The sequence below is a fragment of the Shewanella sp. SR1 genome, assembly GCF_020447145.1.
Lineage (GTDB): Bacteria > Pseudomonadota > Gammaproteobacteria > Enterobacterales > Shewanellaceae > Shewanella > Shewanella baltica.
Window position 1 is genome coordinate 19,308 of record NZ_JAJAEF010000005.1, and the last position, 19,541, is coordinate 38,848.

Genomic DNA, 19,541 nt, shown 5'->3' on the forward strand with positions numbered 1-19,541 from the left:
CTATGTCTATCAGTTCAGCCATTAAATCCATCCAAGATATTATGCGTAAAGATGCCGGTGTCGATGGCGACGCCCAGCGATTAGGGCAAATGTCTTGGTTACTGTTTTTAAAAGTGTTTGATGCCCAAGAACAAGAGTTAGAGCTTGAACTAGACGATTACCGTGAGCCAATCCCTGAAGCGTTTTTATGGCGTAATTGGGCGGCAGATAATCAAGGTATTACTGGCGATGAGCTACTGGAATTTGTTAACGACGAGCTATTCCCACAGCTTAAAAACCTCACCGCACCTATTGATAAAAACCCCCGCGGCTATGTGGTAAAAGAAGCCTTTTCAGATGCCTTTAACTACATGAAAAACGGCACGCTATTGCGTCAGGTGATTAACAAGCTTAACGAAATTGATTTTACCGACTCAAACGAGCGTCATTTGTTTGGTGACTTATACGAGCAAATATTAAAAGACTTACAAAGCGCGGGTAATGCTGGTGAGTTCTATACTCCGCGTGCCATTACCAAGTTTATTGTTGCAGTCACCGACCCAAAACTGGGTGAGTCGATAATGGATCCAGCTTGCGGTACCGGCGGCTTTTTAGCTTGCGCCTTCGATCACGTTAAAGCCAATTACGTTAAAACTGCCGACGACCATCAAACCCTGCAACAACAAATTCATGGGGTTGAAAAAAAGCAGTTACCGCATTTGTTGTGTACCACCAATATGATGCTTCACGGCATTGAGGTGCCAGTGCAAATTAAGCACGGCAACACCTTAAACAAGCCGCTTTCAAGTTGGGACGAGCAAGTTGACGTTATCATCACCAATCCACCCTTTGGTGGCACCGAAGAAGACGGCATTGAAAAAAACTTTCCAGCTGAGTTTCAAACCCGCGAAACCGCTGACTTATTTTTACAGCTGATTATAGAGGTGTTAGCAGAGCCTTCAGCCGGAAAAGAGGGCGGTCGAGCCGCCGTGGTATTGCCAGATGGCACCTTGTTTGGTGAAGGTGTTAAAACCAAAATCAAAAAGATGTTAATGGACGAATGTAACCTCCACACCATAGTGCGTTTACCTAATGGCGTGTTTAACCCCTACACTGGCATTAAAACCAATATTTTATTCTTCACCAAAGGCACGCCAACCAAAGACGTGTGGTTTTACGAGCATCCATACCCAGCAGGGGTAAAAAACTACAATAAAACCAAGCCAATGAAGTTTGAAGAGTTCGAGACAGAACTTGCATGGTGGGGCAATGAGTCCGATGGTTTTGCATCACGGGTAGAAAACGAGCAAGCCTGGAAAGTCTCCATCGATGACATCATCTCGCGTAACTACAACCTCGACATTAAAAACCCCCATGTTGGCGAAGTCATCAGCCATGACCCACAAGAGCTACTAAGCGATTACGCCAAGCAACAAGCAGATATTCAAGCACTGCGCGATCAACTAAAGGGTATCTTGTCAGCCGCGTTAGCGTCACCTTCAGTAGCAAGTGGTGAGGACAAGTAATGGCCTATTTATCAACACCTAGCCATGATGGTCAATCTGAGCAAACCGCACAGAGCTTAATCACCCAGAACATTGATATTTGGACGACCGCCATTGAGCAAAAGTCCTCAGCAGGGCGTGGCACCTCAAATAAATTTACCTTGTATGGCATTAAAAAACTGCGTGAACTGATTTTAGAACTCGCCGTGCGCGGTAAACTTGTTCCACAAGATGAGAATGACAAGCCTGCGTCAGTATTGCTTAAACGCATTGCTGCTGAAAAAGCACAATTGGTCAAAGACAAGAAGATTAAAAAGCCGAAAGCTTTGCCTGAGATTAGTGAAGAAGAAAAGCCGTTTGAATTGCCTGATGGATGGGAGTGGAGGCGACTAGGTGCTCTATCCTATAAATTGACTGATGGTTCACATAACCCTGCTAGAGATAATGGCGAAGGCTACCCAATGTTAAGCGGGCAAAATGTGAACTATGGAAGAATAGATTTCGAAAATCCGTCCCGTTATGTTGATGAACCGAATTTTATAAAGGAAGACTCAAGGACTCAAATAGAGCCTAAAGATATACTACTTACTATCGTTGGTTCAATTGGTCGGTCGGCAGTTGTGCCCCAAAATGCACCAAAGTTTGTGCTTCAACGTAGTGTTGCAGTTATTCAAACAAGCTTAAATCCAGAGTTTCTTTGTAACCAGTTTATTTCACCACTTTGCTTAAACTACTATGATGAGTATGGTAAAGGCACTGCACAGAAGGGCATTTATTTAGGTCAGTTGTCATTGATGCCTATTGCTATCCCCCCAATCGAAGAACAACTCCGCATCGTGGCTAAAGTCGATGAGTTGATGAGCTTGTGTGATGCCCTTGAAGCGCAAACCGAAGCGAGCATTTCGGCACACCAAACTTTAGTCGAAACTCTGCTGAATGCATTGTTACTGCCTAACACTACCCAGCCAGCAGATAGCGAATCAGCCTGCGCTGAGCCTGCGCTGATACCGAGTGTGGCAGAAAGTTTTGCACAAAGCTGGCAACGTGTCGCTGAATACTTCGACACGCTATTCACTACAGAAGCCAGCATCGATACCCTAAAACAAACCATCCTGCAACTCGCCGTGATGGGTAAGTTGGTAGAACAAGATGAAAACGACGAACCCGCCGCCAAGCTACTAGAACGCATAGCAGCCGAAAAAGCTCAACTAATCAAAGACGGTAAAATCAAAAAGCAGAAACCACTACCCGCCATCACCGATGAAGAAAAACCGTTTGAATTGCCTGAAGGTTGGGAGTGGGTAAGATTTGGAAATATTGCTATAACTCGGCTTGGTAAGATGCTTGATAAAGCCAAAAACTCAGGAAAACCACTGCCATATTTAAGAAATACAAATGTTCAATGGCACAAGTTTGCACTAGATGATGTCAAATTAATGAAATTTGAAGATTCTGAGTTAGATGAGTTTCGTGTTCAAGTCGGCGATTTATTAATTTGTGAGGGGGGAGAACCTGGTCGATGTGCAATTTGGTCAGATCCTGACATGGAAATTTATTTTCAGAAGGCTATTCATAGAGCTAGGCCATTCGGCTGCGTTATGAGTAAGTATTTGCAACTTTGTTTAACCGTAGATGCCGGAAGTGGAGTATTAGATGAGTACTTTACTGGTGCAACCATAAAGCATTTCGTTGGGGCAAAGTTAAATAACTATATTCATTCACTTCCACCACTCGAAGAACAACAACGCATCGTCACTAAAGTCGATGAACTCATGGCACTTTGCGACCAGCTCAAAGCCCATTTAACCGACGCTCAAACCACCCAACTTCACCTCACCGACGCCATCGTCGAACAGGCTATATAATCAATGAGCAACGCAGACATTATCTATAGTTTTGATGTCGTCAAGGACCTTTCAGACGATGAACTGTATAAGAAGTTGTATGAAAGCTGGGGAATTACTAATGGAAAAATTGAGGTTTGGGGGGAGCTAGTTGACCCTCAAACTAGTAAGTTTATTAATTTATATAAGGTGAGATTGATAACAAACAATCAAACCATAAAGTATCCGATAAACCTTAGACACGGAATTGAATCAGGAGTCTACGCTCCATATGACTATGCCAAGTCACTTTTAAGTACAAAGCCAAGCGTTTGGGTTAAGTGTGAGTTAGAGCTTTCCCCTTTGAAAGAGCGGCAGAAACATAACAACCCCTTTGAACTATCGATAAAGATTGGCTCAGCAGAAGTGCTACAAGCCCTACCTATTGCCTTTGATAAATCACAACTAATTGAAGGTGAAGAAACTAGCTATATCGTTAAGTCTATCCATGACTTTCATATAGCAAGCTTACAACAACAATTTGAAGATACTGAACGGAAACTTCAAAAGGAATTAAGCAACATAACGAGTAAAAATGCGGAGTCAATTGCGACCTTAGAAGCTGAGAAATTACAGGCTATCAATAAGCTTATTGATGAACACAATAGCAATAAGCAACGTATGGAACTCGAGTTAGCGAAGGTTAACATATCGTTAACTGAATTAGAGAAGAAAGAAAACTCACTTAAGCTTAATACCCAAAAGTTAAACTCAGAGCTTAGTCAACGTCAAACTGAACTCAAATTCCTTAAAGTTCAATACAAAGAGATACAGTTGGAAATGGCCAAAAAAATTGAAAAACTAAAATCTTATATTGCTGAAAAAGCTCTTTTTCTTAAGGACTTTGAGTTCATCGATGAAGACGATTTCGATAGCTTTATCTTTGATGCAGTAAAAGAGCGTGACACTACGCAAATGGTTAGCTTTGATGAAGTTCTTAAAGGAGACTACAAGCTGGCAGTTTCTTATATTCAGGCCTTTCTTAAAGAACAAGGGATACTGTATCCGAGGCATGTCATTGAGAACTACCTTACGCTTATTCGCTCAAACGATCTTATCATTCTTGCTGGTGACTCAGGCTCAGGTAAGACTAATTTGGTGCAGTCGTTTGCCAAAGCCGTTGGCGGTGTATCTAAAATTATTCCAGTAAAGCCGAACTGGACCAGTTCCGAAGATCTGCTTGGTTACTATAACCCACTTGAGAAAAAATACCTTGCAACACCATTTCTCGAAGCACTTATTGAAGCCCAACAAAACCCAGAGATCCCCTACTTTATTTGTTTAGATGAGATGAATTTAGCAAGGGTTGAGTACTATTTTGCAGACTTTTTATCGAAGCTAGAAGATCGAGAAAAAACACCTGAGATACAGCTTTATTCTGATGATGAATCTGCGCATGTGTTATCAGAACTTAAAGCGGTGGTGTCCATCATTTCAGAAGCAAAAGAAAAGTACTCTCAAGACGGGCTGGTCGACTTCGTAAAGCTGATGCAAGATGAAGCCGTGAACGCTGAAATGAAGCGTGCTTTTGGCTTTAGCGATAAGGATTCACTGATAAAATACCATGGTGATATACGCCGTATGCTGGCAGGAATCATTAATACACCTTCGACAATAAAAGTGCCTGCAAACGTACGTATCGTTGGTGCCATCAACATCGATGAAACAACACACTATTTGTCTCCTAAGATTCTAGACCGTGCCCATATAATGCGATTTGAATCACCACTTTTATCTGACTGGGACTCCATTTTGGATGAGGTAGAGGGCTATGATTTTGATGATGTCAGCAAGCCTGTATCACTTGATATAGAAGCGTTAGGCATTCGTGAAATTTATCCAAAATTTGATCGAAGTAATGAGTTCTGCGAACTCTTTGTTGACCTTAATAAAGAATTCTTCCACAAGATTGGCGTTGAGTTTGGTATGCGCACTATTCGTCAGGGATTAAATTATTTAGCACTCTTTAAAGATGTTAATTCAGATAGCGAGCTAGCCATCAACAACTTTTTACTGCATAAGGTACTACCTAAATTTACCTTTGATGGTAATAAAAGTATTGGTGATCAAACTAAGCTGGAATTGATAGAGAGGGTGCTAACTGAGCGCCTTAAGTTACAACTTCCAAATCATGAAAACTACAGTGATGTATTTTGTGCAGTTAAGGCATTAGAAACCGTTGTTAGAGACGCCAAAGCAAACGATGGTGTAGTGAATTTCTGGTCGTAATTTATGAAGCCACATTTTGAAGTAAAGTATCTTGATCTAATCTGGTATGACAAAAATACGCTTACAAAAGTTACTGAGTCTATAAGTGGTTTACAGATTCAATATGATGACGCTAAGAGTCAATTTGAATGTGAAACCACTATTTACCCCAACGCAAAAGGTGTAGATCGCGGTCAACTTGCTATACGTTTTTTAAATAACAAAATAGCCAAGCCCTACATAGATATGCCTAACGGCAATGTTAAATATTTAACGCCAATTAAAGATGTTGATACAGGGCGAACTTGGTGGATAGTTGCAGATGAATGGGATCAAAAAAGCAAGGTATGGCGGAGTATTGCTCCAAATATCGTCGGGAGCATAAAATTTTCATTGCAAGGGAAACCCTGCATACTTGCTATAGCTGGTGCCGATTTTACCCTAGAACAACTTGAATCTTATCTGAGTTCTTTTAAAAATGATTTATGGGAGCTCATATTAGATGAAAGCAGCGCTGTTCAAGCTAACGCCAAAACATCTAATGCGATAGGAGTAAACGATAAAATTATTGAGTGCATCAATAATTTGGTATCCCATGCTGAAAAAGTTTTAATCACACCGAAAGCTGAACTTCGAGAGGTACAGGCGTTAAAGCCGAGGAAGGCGGTTAAACCCGTTAATCGTACCTTTATGGAGCTAGCGAGCAAAACCAATCAACGGTTTCTTACCAGCCGAGCAACTGATTCAACATTTAATGTCGCTGAAAACCGCTATGTACTTTTTGCCCTTGAAAGGTGCTATCGAATAGTAAAACAAGTCACTATATTAGCTAATAATAAAGCCGAGCGTTATAAAGACACAGTAACTAAACTAGAAAATCAGCATAATAATTTTAGTGATAGTGTTCTAGTGGAAAGAGAGCTTGTCGTTAATGATCTTAAAAAGCTTGCAGAGCAGTGCCATATAGACTATTGGCAAAAGCTTTTTACAAATAAACTCGACAATAGCGGTATTCAATTTAGCGAACATGGACAATTTGAAGAATTTTTTATTCGAATAGAAAGCTTAACAAAAGATGGGGATGGCTTTTTTATCAAAGTGTGGGACGGAAGTGTCTGGGGGGATGTGGATGGGAAATACTCAATTATCTCATTTAGGCATAATGAAAGTTATGCACCTCTACTATCTGTGTTACAGCACGGTATGATTTTGCAAATTATCTGCCAAAATCATCTTTACAGCACCGAAAGATTAAATATATTCAATTTAAATTCGATTAAATCTATCAAGTTAATTGGCTCTGAGTCGATGCTGAACGCTCGCCTAGCTTTTAATAAGGAAAAGCTATTAGGCAAAAAACTAAGTGAGCAAAGCTGGCAGAAAAAACTGACAGGCTCAGAAATTGAAGAGCAAGAAAAAGAAAAGGCATCTTTACGTAATCGAATTGGTTTTTATGAACAAAATCAAACTATGTCTGAGTATGTTTACGAAAAAGTAGCACCTAAGCTACGCCAGCTGGACAAACTGATTAAAGCTTTTAAAAAACTACAGGTAAAGCCTTCATCACACTTTCCAAACTCGATGACTTTTGTCCAAAACCCACATTATCAAGGTGTTCATAACGGCTATAAGACTCTTTGTGACGTTACTAATTTAGCAGATGAAGAGTTGTTACTTAGTCTCGAAGAGATTGATGCAATTGGGCTAGTAAATATGCCGATACTTTATGAACGCTGGTGCCTACTTCAAATTATAAAAATACTAAAAGAATCATTTAGATTTACCCTGCAAGACAATTGGAAGTACCTGTTAATTGAAGCTGTTAAAACAAACAAGACCGACATCGAACTCTTGCTTACCAATCAAGATGCTAAACGTTTTATTAAGCTTACTTATGAAAAAACATTAGATCACGGGAAGAGACCTGATTTTGTATTGGATCTCATCTGGTTTACTGAAAAAGATATAAACAATACCAAAGCAAACCATAAGCGTTTTGTTATGGATGCAAAATTTTATAACAGAGGTACATTTGAGCGCTTTGGTGGCTTAATCAATGTAATTAAGCATTTATACTATGATAAAAATTATAGTGAAAATGACCAAAATCCAGTTTTTCTAATCCACCCCTGTTTTAACGCTTTACCAGCTAGGGTTACCTCCCAGTCTTGGGGGAAGTACAGTTATTTAGGTGAAGTTAATATAAATATTGAAGAAAGTGAGGAGCTTTATCCTAATCATTGTTATGGCGGCATCCTTTTAAACCCTATTGATAGAGAGCTTTATAATGATGAACTACAAAGGCTAATAGGACTCTTTTTACAATACAAACTCGAAGATTCAAATACGAGATTAAACACAAATGACAAAACAGTAGCGGTGCCTATCTGTATTAGATGCGGTTCGGCTCACGTAGAAATAATAGATAAAACAAATGCATATAAAAACAGTCAAGGCGAATGGGTTGAAAGAACTCCACGTTCAGTATGGACTAAGTGTATGGAATGCGAGCAGTACCAAATATTTAATCATTGCAGAACTACTGATACCCGCTTAATCAAGAATGGACTTTATTGGAGTTATCATTCGGCTCGTGCAATAGAGCCTTTTAATATGAAATCCCCAAAATGCGGTGAGTGGGGGGCTTGGTAATGACCATCGCAAGAAAGTCGACATATAACAATGAGAAGTGGTAACTATGCAAACGAACATTCAATATTTTAATACTTTTAAAGAAGCCGGTGTTTATGCCAGAAATAACCCAGGTTCAAAGGTTGTTAGAGAAGGGGATCGGTTTAAAGTTGAAAGTCAGTTTAGACATGAGACCATTAAGGTTAAAGAGCAATTTACTGAGCTTAATCAACCTGTGATAACAAAAGTTGCCCCACCAGCTTTCGATGATAATTTTGATGATGACATTCCTTTCTGAAGATACAAAGGCTTGGTCTGCTGCGTACCCGTTTTTTGACGGCACTTAGCCCAGTTTTGCATTTTTTCACAATTGAGTGGATTGGTTGTAGTCTAGTTAAGTCTATGCGCGCAAGCATCCGCGCAGGTTTGCGTTTGTTTTTCAGCGTGTTGAGATGTGCGGGAGGCTATTCAATCATTGATTGCAATTAGAGATTGCCTTTCTTCAACCTGAAGGGGCTTTGAAGGGGCTTTGAAGGGGCTTTGAAGGGGCTTTGAAGGGGCACAATAGTGAAAACAAGTGGATCAGAATTCAATTGTTGAAGTGGATCAGTTTTGCATTGTTGGTAACACCTGTTACTCTGCCGTGCTTGACGTGTGCTTGACGTGTGCTTGACGTGTGCTTGACGTGTGCTTGACGTGTGCTTGACGTGTGCTTGACGTGTGCTTGACGTGTGCTTGACGTGTGCTTGACGTGTGCTTGACGTACTTGGCAGACCGCATTCTATTACTTAATTTTTTAGCTCGCACCGAGAGCAACCAAAGCTTTTGGTTTGTTCTGGTCGATTTTCTTTATCTTTCCCTTTGGCGAAATAGCTTACCCGATAGATTAACTGGGCTAGTCTGCGTTGATCGCTTCGTGATACCAAGTAGTACAGATTTTCTGGAAAGAAAATACTACCGCTCATTTCTTGCCATATCCTCTGACAAATTAACGAGACTTTATGAGGGTGTCGCACGACTTGTCCATTGAGTAACAATAAAATGTGATAGTGCGGAGCATTTGCTGTGGCTTGTTCTCTGACCCAGGCATAGCGCATATCGATGCCTTGGTACTTTGCATTGAGTTGTTTGTTCAAACGTCTAAAAAATACCGTCATGCGTTTGTTGCTATCAACGCTGCTGGCTTGATGTAAATCGTATCGAATGGCGAGTAGCCGATAGTGTTGCTGCTGATAGCTAATAATTAGTTTGAACAGTGAATTGAGAATGTTCAAATAACATCCTGAGCCTTTGTTATTGATTTTCCAATCTTGTCCTGCATAGTGAAAAAAATCCGCATGGGTTATATGCATTGGTTGTTGTCCAATATTATTTCGGCAAGTGGGGTATGGGGGGAGAGAGATATTATTAATATCCCCGATAGTTCAATCATGTGTATTAACTTCCCGAGTGGCGTTTTCTGTGGTGTTTAGGTGTTTACTGTGTTTGTATTTTGGGGGTTAAAAACCCATCGAAAATATCGACACCAACCGAACTCGTCCGATAATGAGCGCTAGACGTCCTTGTCTGAAGCGTCATTGGACTAAATTGTTAGCGCCTTAATGCAGCCCAGGCTTCTTTACGTTGTTTCAGCAGGCTATTTACTACCAATGCGAGTTCAGCATCCGATTCTTCAGCGGCAAGGGCCGCGAGAATATATTGGATTTCATACTCGTACCAACCTACTGCACGACCCGATAAACGAAAGGGGGGGCGGTATTAACCCGGCATTGATACGTTCATGTAAGGTGCTGTGGCTAATCCCAAGCATTGTTTTGGCTTCGGGCTTACGAACGATTCTTTTAACTTCTGACATAATTAACCCCGTAATGGATGTTGTTGAATGACTTCGGAGTCATGATGCCGAGAAGTTAATTAGAGGTCTGGTACAAAACTGCATTGAAAAATTGCAGTTTTGTACTTGCATTGAGTTTGGCTAGTTTAGTCGTGGGGTTTTGGTGTAGATGCTAAATAGGTCTTATTTTCTTGCTCATCGATGAGGCTGATGATGGGAAAGCGCAATCGCTTCGCATTTTTTAATTCAAGGCTTCGAACATGATTCCACCATCTCTTACAAGTGTCAGTGTTAGTGACTTCTGCATTACGGCTATCGGAACTCATAAATAAAATTGCGATAAAGTTAATAAAATTAGCGCTTGCATCAGCTAAATCTTCGGGATGCTTTTGCGCCCAAACTCCACGCAATCCCAGTAATAGTCGCTCTTTCCCCGTCGTTTCCTTTATTTCCATTAGGGTCTGATTATATTGGATCAGCATTGGGGCTTGGCATGTTTGCAAATGGTGATTGATGGTCGATTCAAGGCTACTAAGCCCGTTTATTAATTGTTGCTCGGCTTGTTTGGGGTCTGGTGTTTGACTAGCGTCCATAAACGAAAAACTTTCGATAAGACTAGGGGAAGAATTAAGGTTAAGTTGTTTATTTAAATGGTTTAGTTCTAGTGTTAAGGCGGGAGTTGTTGCCGTTAATAATGATAAATTCTTCTTAATTGCATCGATACTTTCCTTAATCTCAGTCAGTTTTTCATATGCTGCGTTAACTTCATTGATTTCCCATGGGCTGGACATGACCCACTGACGAAGTCTGTCTATCTCGGGATCACTAAAACCATATTGGTGCAGGTTTTTTCGATCATGTTGAACAATATTGGTCGTTCTAAGTATGCTCCTGTCTACCATGGCTCCTCCTGAGATATAGCTAAACTGGCATTCGATATAGCAGCTTTAACAATATGTTTGCTCCACCAGTCCATCATTTCTTTACGCCGTTCAAGGTACTTGGCGCGATTATAGGCACTGCGAACCTGATTACGGTCAGTATGGGCAAGCGCCGCTTCCACCACATCCCAATCAAATCCTTGTTCGTTTAATGTCGTGCTGGCTAATGAACGTAGGCCATGGGCGGTCGTTCTGTCCTGTAACCCCATACGCTTTAATGCCGCATTGGCTGTTTGCACATTGCAGTGGGTTTTAGGATCTCTATCAGCAGGGAAAAGATATTCACGATTGCCACTGATGAGTTTAAGGGCAGTTAATATAGCGAGGCATTCATCCGAGAGCGGGATAATATGCTCACGGCTCATTTTCATTCGCTCAGCAGGGATAACCCAGAGGCGCTCGTTAATATCAATTTCATCCCACCGCGCTGCAGCAGCTTCGTTTGGTCGAGTCATGGTGTGTAATTGCCACTCGATTAAAAATCGTGTTGTTCGTCGAATACTTGCATTGGCAATTGTTCGCATAAGCTCAGGGAGCTCTGCTGGTGGCATTGCCGCCATGTTTTGCTTTTTTGGTTTCTTGAACGCAGCCTTTATTCCAGATAAGGGATTAGCATGGATTAAGCCTGTGTTGACTGCAAAAATCATGATTTCGTTTATGCGTTGTGATAGGCGTTTAACCGTTTCTAGCGTGCCTTTGGCCTCAATAGGCCGGAAGATTTTAATGACCATTGGAGCAGTAACGTGCCCGATGGGTGTTTTTCCTAAATAGGGGAGGATATGGAGTTCAAGTGAACTCCAGCTTTTGGCCGCATGTTCAGCAGTAATGCTATCCCGTTTAATTTCAAACCAGTCAGTTGCAACCTTTTCGAAGGTGTTAATTGTCAATGCGGCCTCAGCTGCAGCGGTTTGATCCCGGTGAAGTTTAGGGTCGATATTCTCGGCAAGTAAGGATCTAGCTTCTAAAACCAAAGCTCGAGCTTTGGCAAGTGATATTTCGGGGTAGCTACCGAGGCTCAGGTTTGACCGCTTCTTATCTTTTGGACGGGTGTAGTTGAGTAACCACAGTTTAGATCCATTGGGTTTTATTCTTAAGCGGAGTCCTAAGCCATCAAACAGGTTGTACTCTTTTTCTCTGGGTTTGGCGGCGCGGATTTCGGTATCGCTAATCTGCTTCGTTCTTTTTGCCATTTGGGTACACCGATTAGAGCAAGTTTTAATCAGTGTAGCTCTAGGTGTATCTATTGCAAGCGGATGTTAATGGATGAAAAAAGACGAATTACTACAAGTAAATCTTGTAACTTATTGATTTTCTATTATTTAAGGCAGAAAAAAAGACGTCCTAAGACGTCTTCGTTTCTTTATTTGGTGGAGGCGGCGGGAACTGAACTGGCGTCGATAAATGAATCACGTAACCACTTGATCTAAAATTTATTATATTCAGCCGTTCAGACGCCGCACCTAAAAAACTACCTTTTCCCCTTCCCGCCCAGAGCGCGCTTTTTGGCACGTTGTTTTTGGGCCGCTTTGCCGTTACGTCTTGGTTCGGTGTCCATTTTATTAAAGTCGGGTTCAAAGCCGGGTAACCATTGCTGTGGTAAACGCTTGTCTAATACAACTTCGACTTCTTCCAGTAATAGGGCGTCCTCTTGGCTAAAGAGGGTGATGGCAAGCCCTGCACTGCCCGCTCGACCTGTGCGGCCAATACGATGAATATAATCTTCGGCGATAAAAGGCAGCTCAAAGTTAATCACATACTTGAGCTCGACGATATCTAGGCCTCGGGCAGCAACATCCGTGGCTACCAGCACTTGAATTTTGCCTTGTTTAAATTCCTGCAAGACCTTCTCGCGCGCACCTTGGGATAAGTCACCGTGAAACGCCTGAGTAATAATATCGGCTTTATTGAGTTGCTGAACCAGTTTGTCGACGCCTTGCTTAGTGCGGCTAAAAATCAGCACTTGATGCCAGTTTTTACTGCGCACCAGATGGCTAACGAGTTCGGTTTTACGGTCGGCATCGACGGCATAAACCACTTGTTCAATTTCGGCAGCGGTCGTGTTGCGCTTGGCTACTTCAATCAACTTGGGATCACGCAGTAAGGTTTTACTTAAGCTAAAGATGGCGGCATCTAAGGTGGCAGAAAATAACAGCGTTTGTCTGTCACTCGGCACTTGCTTGAGCACGGCTTGAATTTCATCCATAAAGCCCATGTCGAGCATACGGTCGGCTTCATCAAACACAAGCACGCTCAATTGTTTAAGACTCAATGCGCCTTGTCTGAGGTGGTCGAGTAAGCGACCCGGTGTTGCGATTAACACATCTATCCCTGTATTAAACACGGCAACCTGCGCATCGATACTCACGCCGCCGTAGGCGATACCGACACGGATATCTGTCCCTTTAGCGTACTTAACAAAACTCTGTTGTACCTGCACTGCCAGTTCACGTGTCGGCACTAAGACTAATGCGCGTACGGGTCTCACTGTTGTTAACTCTTGCAAAGGGCTGGATGCCAACAAATGATGCAAGATTGGCAAGGCGAACGCCGCGGTTTTGCCTGTACCCGTTTGGGCGCCAGCCATCACATCCCGTTTCGCCAAGATGGCAGGGATCGCTTCTAGCTGGATAGGCGTTGGCGACTCATAGCCAAGACTCGCTAAGGTATTCACTAACGTGGAGTTTAAGGATAAGACACTAAAAGACATTGCGGTTAACCACTGAAAATAATGGCCAGAATTTTAGCAGACACAACCCCAAGCGACTAGCGCCATAGCGCTAGCCCTGTGGTTCTATCGGGTGAAACTAAATTAATTTCAGGATAGTTAGCCTTACCATAAGTCAGTCTCGCAATACGCCAGCATCACGATAGAAATGCGTCGAGATCTTCTGGTAGTTGCGGACGACTAAAGAGATAACCTTGGGCTTGATCGCACTGATTTTGTTGCAGAAAATCGGCTTGTTCTTTGGTTTCCACTCCTTCGGCGATAATGTCGAGCTTCAACGCATGTCCAAGCGCAATCACAGCTTTAGCAATCGCAGTATTGTTAGTGTCGAAGGGAATATCCCGCACGAAGGATTGGTCAATCTTCAGCTTATGGATGGGTAGTTTTTTCAAATAATTCAGCGATGAATAACCGGTTCCAAAGTCATCGACAGATAATTCGATGCCCAGATCGCCAAGTAACTTTAAGTCACGGATAGCAAGATCGGGATTTTGCATCATCACACTTTCGGTCACTTCAAGCTCTAAGTGTTTGGCGGGCAAGCCAGTTTCAGCTAAGACACGTTTTACATCATCCACAAAGGAGCTGCGCTGTAACTGTTGTCCGGCCACGTTCACCGCAATGCGGCCAAAGTGTTTGCCTTCACTAAGCCAACGCATGCCCTGACGACAGGCGGTTTCTAGCACCCATAAACCTATCTCATGGATAAGACCAATTTTTTCAGCCACGGGTATAAATATCGCGGGCGAAATTAAACCCAGTTGAGGATCGTGCCAACGCAGCAGCGCTTCAAATCCCACGGTTTTTCGAGACACTAAGTCGAGTTTTGGCTGGTACATCAAGTACAAGGCATTTTGCTCAATCGCGCCATAGAGGGCACTTTGCAGCTTAAGATGTTCAAAAGACTGTTGCGTTAAGGACTCAGTATAAAAAGCATAATTATTGCGGCCATCATTTTTGGCGCGATACATGGCCGCATCGGCGTTACGCAGTAAAGTGTCCGCATCGGCTCCATCACTTGGATACAAAGACACGCCCATGCTCGCGGTCAAACGCAAGTGGTCGCCCGTGCTCACAATAAAAGGTTGTTCAAACACTTGGCGTAATTGATTAATGGCAACCGTGGCATCTTCGCTATTATCAATCCCCGAAATTAACGCCACAAACTCATCGCCACCAATCCGCGATAACACATCCTGATCGCCTACTTGGCTGCGTAAACGCTTGGCAAGTTCAACCAGCATTTCATCACCTATGCTATGGCCAAAACTGTCGTTGATATGCTTAAACAAATCGACATCTATCATCACAGCCGCTAACTGCAAATTCAGCCGCTTAGCTTGCCGTACTTCTTGTTTGAGCTGCATCATAAACTTCATGCGATTAGGCAAATGCGTTAGCGGGTCGAAATACGCTAAGTGCGTGAGTTGCGCTTCATTCTCTTTTTGGGCAGAAATATCGGCAAACACAGCGACAAAATAACGCACATCACCGACTTCGTCATAAATCGTACTTATGGTGATATTTTGCGGGAAAATAGTGCCGTTTTTACGCCGATTCCAAATCTCACCGTTCCACTTACCGTTAGCTAACAGGGCATTCCACAGTTTGTCGAAGAATGCTTTATCATGGCGACCAGAGCTAAAAATCCGTGGATTCTGACCTAGCAGCTCTTCCCTCACATAACCTGTGATCTCAAAAAATGCGCCGTTAACGTCGGTGATATTGCCGTGTCTGTCGGTCACAACCACGCCTTCGACCGAGTTTTTAAACACATTGGTCGCCAGTGTCAGTTGTTCTTCAACCGCTTTATGCTTGGAAATATTGCGAGTCATACCGATAACGCCCACAAACTCACCTTGGGTATTTAAGGTTGGGAGTTTGAGCGTTTCTAACCAAAGATGATTTTTAGCTTCATTGCCGTCTAAACACTCAGCGACAATAATTGGCATACCAGACTCGATAGCGAGCCTATCCCCCTCTAGGAAAATATCCGCAATATCTTCACCAAAGAGTTCGACATCGGATTTACCGACAATCTCACTGCGGGACATTTCCCATGCTTTCTCGACGCTGCGATTACAGAGTGTGTAAATGCCTGCGGCATTTTTCATCCAAATATGTTCTTCAAAACTATCAATAAATGTTTGTAAATCGACCGTATCGACACACCTTGGCGTACCTCGGCTTAATGCTTCAGCCGCACTGTGTTGGCTCAATATCTCGCCTAACTGGCGTTGAATGCTATCGCTGATAAGCTTTGCCAGCTGCAGCGTTTTCGAATCTACGCCGAGCGCCTCGTTGTGATAAAAACATAAAAAGCCAAAATTTGCCCCAGATGGCCAAGCGAGGGATAAACAAATCACACTGCCGATTGCGCTACAAGTGCGCCAATCTGAGTGCTGCCGAGTATCTATGATCAATTGCGACTGACTGACCAGCTCAGTTAACTCTGACACAGATAATAAGGAGGTGATTTGATGGTGGCCTAATCGCGGTAATACCGAAATCGACTCGTTTGGGCTAATCAACTGTTCTTGAGCTAACTGAGCATCAACGGAAGTTTCAAACGTATTGGAGGAGAGTGTCGATGTCGTATTTGAAGGAACAACTTTTGACTGTGTGGCTATTGATGATGTCGCCGCTGATAATGTTGCACTAGGTAGGGTTTTCGCCGAATGATTGCCACTTAACTGACAGAGTATTGCCTGTATTTCGCTTTCAGCCGCAGAATCTGAACTTAACATACTGCTAAGTTCACCCGCAGCATCCCATGCTATTAATATTGCTTTACTGTTTGATATCTCGGCGACTAAGTTTACGTCCCTCAACCAGTTATCCAGCTCTTGCTGCGAAATAGGTACATCTATCATCATCTTGCCAACTAATACTTAGTTACTACTCAATCGACCCACGGCGAGAATACCGTAAGACCCCAAACGCATGCTCACATTAGCCCCAGAGGGAAAGCGTTAACCAAGGGGTAAAACTTCATAAAATTTTACTTTTAACATCAATCCACTACATCTCAATTGGCGCGAGTCTTAGATCGCAAACCGTCCTCATCATAACCACCTTTTAAGGCTGGAGAGGTCAAACCATCAAGGTTAGAGGGATGTTTCTAGCCGACTCTTTCTAGAAGACTCAACGTGTCCTTACACAGTTAAGCACTGCTGACATAGACTTTGCTACTTTAGCACAAAATTTTCGAGTCAGTATTGGGATAAGTTTATTGCGTAACAATTAGTTAGACTTAACCGATTAAGCCTTACCGCAGTGCTACAGCACTTTATTAGCAGCAGATAACTATCCCTAAAGGCATAAATCAGCAATAACAGAGTTTTGATTGACAAAAATGCTATCTTATTGTCTACAATGGAAATAATAAGGCTGAAAAACCAAGGATATTTATGCCCACTGACGTCGTATCAAGCCAAGCCCCCCTACTCGACAGTAAACAACTGTATCGCATTTGCGAACTCGACCAATTAAGCACAGATTGCCAGTCCACAGCCGAGCTCACTCCACTTGATGATATTGTCGGCCAAGAACGTGCCCAGCAAGCGGTAGAGTTTGCGATGGGGATTAAAGAAAAGGGTTATAACATCTACGCCATCGGCCAGAACGGCCTTGGCAAACGCACTATGATGCTGCGTTATTTAAGCCGCCATGAGCCAAGCGATCATACGCTGTACGACTGGTGTTACGTGGTTAATTTCGATGATACCCGTTGCCCTAAAGTGCTCAAACTGAGCGCGGGGACTGGGCTTGAATTTAAAAAAGCCGTCGAAAAGTTAATGCTAAAACTTGTCAAAGCTTTACCTTTAGCCTTTGATAATGAAATGTATTATGCCCGCACAGAAAAGCTCAAAAGCCAGCTATCGCAGAAACAAGAAGTCGCACTCACAGAATTAACCGAAGAAGCAAAACAAAAAGGCATCAGCCTCAGCTTGACTATGCAGGGCGACTATCAAATGTTAGCCCTCAATGGTGAAGAGCCTCACGACGAAGCCTCATTCGAAGCCTTGACAGATGCTGAACGCAGCCAATTTGAAAGCAATATCAATGGCCTAGAAGTCAAACTGCGCGGGATTATTCGCCAAATCACAGAATGGGAAGAAGAATTTAGCGACAAGCAGCAAGAGCATGACGAGCAAGTCGCCAAAGAAGTATTAATCCATTTTATTAAGCCACTTAAAGATAAGTTCAAGCATCAGCCAGAAGCGCGCACTTTCTTAACCGGTATGCAGGCGGATATCTTAGATAATCTGGATATTTTCTTAGAAGAAAGCGAAGAACAATTGGGCCTAGCCTACGCTTCCCTAGAAAAGAAAATGCCCCGTCGCTACCAAGTTAACGTTTTGGTCGGCCAAGGCACTCAAAAATTCCCCATAGTCGTTGAAGAAAGCCCGAGTTATCACAGCCTATTTGGCTATGTGGAGAACGCCACATTTAGAGGCACAGTGTTCACCGACTTCTCGCTTATCCGTCCCGGCAGCCTGCACAAGGCGAATGGCGGCGTGTTATTGATGGATGCCGTTAAAGTATTAGAGCGCCCTTATGTGTGGGACGGACTAAAGCGCGCCCTGCGTTCACGCAAACTGGATTTAAGCTCACTCGAACGGGAAGTGTCTCTATCGGGTACGATTTCCTTGGCGCCCGAGCCTATCCCATTAGATGTGAAAATTATTCTTTTTGGCGATCATGAAACCTATCAGCTGCTTCAGCACTATGATCCTGACTTTAGCGAGCTATTTCGCGTTACCGCCGATTTTGAAGATGTGATGGACAGAACCGCCGCCTCTGAGGCGCACTATGCCCGCTTTATTTCGAGCATAGTCCACGACAACAACATGCTGCACTGCGATCGCGCCGCCATAGCGCGCATCATCGAATACAGCTCGCGGGAAGCCGAAGATCAGCAAAAACTGTCGCTACACTCGGCCAATATTGCCAACCTGCTGCGGGAATCAAACTACTGCGCTAAATCGGCAGGCAGTCAGCAAATTTTAGTGCCGCACGTTGAGCAAGCACTGCGAAATCAAGAACAAAGGGTCTCGCGTCTGCATGACAACATAATGCAGAGCTTTACCAACGGCACCACCTTGATTAGCACTCAGGGCAAAGTGGTTGGGCAAATCAATGCCTTATCCGTCATCTCGACCTCTGATCATCAGTTTGGTATGCCCAATCGCATCACAGCAACCACTGCCTTTGGTAAGGGTGAAGTGATGGATATCGAACACAGAGTCAAACTAGGGGGGCGAATTCACTCTAAGGGCGTGTTGATCTTAACCGCTTATTTAGCCTCAGTGTTAGGTAAAACAGCGCAAATCCCGCTCACCACTTACCTCACCTTCGAGCAATCTTACAGCGGCGTGGACGGCGATAGCGCCTCAATGGCCGAATGTTGCGCCATTATCTCGGCCATTAGCGAGCAAGCACTAAGGCAAGATATTGCCATTACAGGTTCGATGAACCAGTTTGGTGAGGCTCAGCCCATTGGCGGTGTGAATGAGAAAATTGAAGGCTTCTTTGATGTCTGCAAAATTAAAGGCCGTACGTCAGATCAAGGGGTGATTATTCCTGCTTCGAACATGGCTAACCTTATGCTACGTAAAGACATTGTCGATGCAGTAGCGCAAGGTGAGTTCCACATTTGGGCCATTACCCATGTGACTCAAGCCATGGAGTTGCTGCTTGGTAAAACCGCAGGCAGTTTGTCGCAAACGGCCACGCCTAGCCAAGGGCAATATTCTCCCGAGAGCATTTTCGGCATCGCCCAGCAAAAGCTCACCGCACTTAGATCCTTAGTTAAAGCAGATTAAATAAAAA

Annotated in this window: 11 protein-coding genes; 6 read left to right on the forward strand and 5 right to left on the reverse strand. The window is 43.2% G+C overall.

Going from position 1 to position 19,541, the window contains the following annotated elements:
* Positions 1–2 precede the first annotated feature (2 nt).
* From KV201_RS05925 to KV201_RS05945, 5 genes are read left to right on the forward strand one after another with little or no spacing between them, the layout of a single operon-like run.
* Positions 3–1,505: a type I restriction-modification system subunit M gene (locus tag KV201_RS05925; protein WP_226058801.1), complete on the forward strand. Its 1,503-nt coding sequence runs from the start codon at positions 3–5 to the stop codon at positions 1,503–1,505.
* Entirely contained in the window at positions 1,505–3,349 is a 1,845-nt protein-coding gene (locus KV201_RS05930; RefSeq protein ID WP_226058802.1) for a restriction endonuclease subunit S, read from the forward strand. Before KV201_RS05925 ends, KV201_RS05930 begins: the two co-directional genes overlap by 1 nt.
* A 3-nt stretch (positions 3,350–3,352) precedes the next feature.
* Entirely contained in the window at positions 3,353–5,596 is a 2,244-nt protein-coding gene (locus KV201_RS05935) for an McrB family protein (protein WP_226058803.1), read from the forward strand.
* 3 nt (positions 5,597–5,599) lie between these two features.
* The gene (locus tag KV201_RS05940) at positions 5,600–8,227 is read left to right on the forward strand and encodes a nuclease domain-containing protein (protein WP_226058804.1); all 2,628 of its coding nucleotides are present in this window, start codon (positions 5,600–5,602) and stop codon (positions 8,225–8,227) included.
* A 46-nt stretch (positions 8,228–8,273) separates the two neighbouring features.
* Entirely contained in the window at positions 8,274–8,504 is a 231-nt protein-coding gene (locus tag KV201_RS05945; protein WP_226058805.1) for a hypothetical protein, read from the forward strand.
* A 490-nt stretch (positions 8,505–8,994) separates the two neighbouring features.
* Here the strand turns inward: KV201_RS05945 and KV201_RS05950 are convergent, their stop codons facing one another.
* The 5 genes from KV201_RS05950 to KV201_RS05970 all read right to left on the reverse strand — a co-directional run bounded on the left by KV201_RS05950 (position 8,995) and on the right by KV201_RS05970 (position 16,582).
* On the reverse strand, positions 8,995–9,480 hold the full coding sequence (locus KV201_RS05950) for an inovirus-type Gp2 protein (protein WP_226058806.1): 486 nt from the start codon (positions 9,478–9,480) through the stop codon (positions 8,995–8,997).
* A gap of 706 nt (positions 9,481–10,186) precedes the next feature.
* Complete coding sequence (locus tag KV201_RS05955; RefSeq protein WP_226058807.1) at positions 10,187–10,942, reverse strand: hypothetical protein; 756 nt, start codon at positions 10,940–10,942, stop codon at positions 10,187–10,189.
* Positions 10,936–12,171: an integrase domain-containing protein gene (locus KV201_RS05960; protein ID WP_226058808.1), complete on the reverse strand. Its 1,236-nt coding sequence runs from the start codon at positions 12,169–12,171 to the stop codon at positions 10,936–10,938. The genes KV201_RS05955 and KV201_RS05960 overlap by 7 nt, the downstream gene beginning before the upstream one ends.
* Positions 12,172–12,449: 278 nt before the next feature.
* Positions 12,450–13,688 (reverse strand): DEAD/DEAH box helicase, encoded by a 1,239-nt coding sequence (locus KV201_RS05965; protein ID WP_226058809.1) that lies wholly within the window; start codon positions 13,686–13,688, stop codon positions 12,450–12,452.
* 155 nt (positions 13,689–13,843) lie between these two features.
* Complete coding sequence (locus tag KV201_RS05970) at positions 13,844–16,582, reverse strand: bifunctional diguanylate cyclase/phosphodiesterase (RefSeq protein WP_226058810.1); 2,739 nt, start codon at positions 16,580–16,582, stop codon at positions 13,844–13,846.
* A 534-nt stretch (positions 16,583–17,116) separates the two neighbouring features.
* On the opposite strand from KV201_RS05970, the gene KV201_RS05975 reads away from it, so the two are divergent.
* Complete coding sequence (locus tag KV201_RS05975) at positions 17,117–19,534, forward strand: Lon protease family protein (RefSeq protein ID WP_226058811.1); 2,418 nt, start codon at positions 17,117–17,119, stop codon at positions 19,532–19,534.
* Positions 19,535–19,541: the final 7 nt, after the last annotated feature.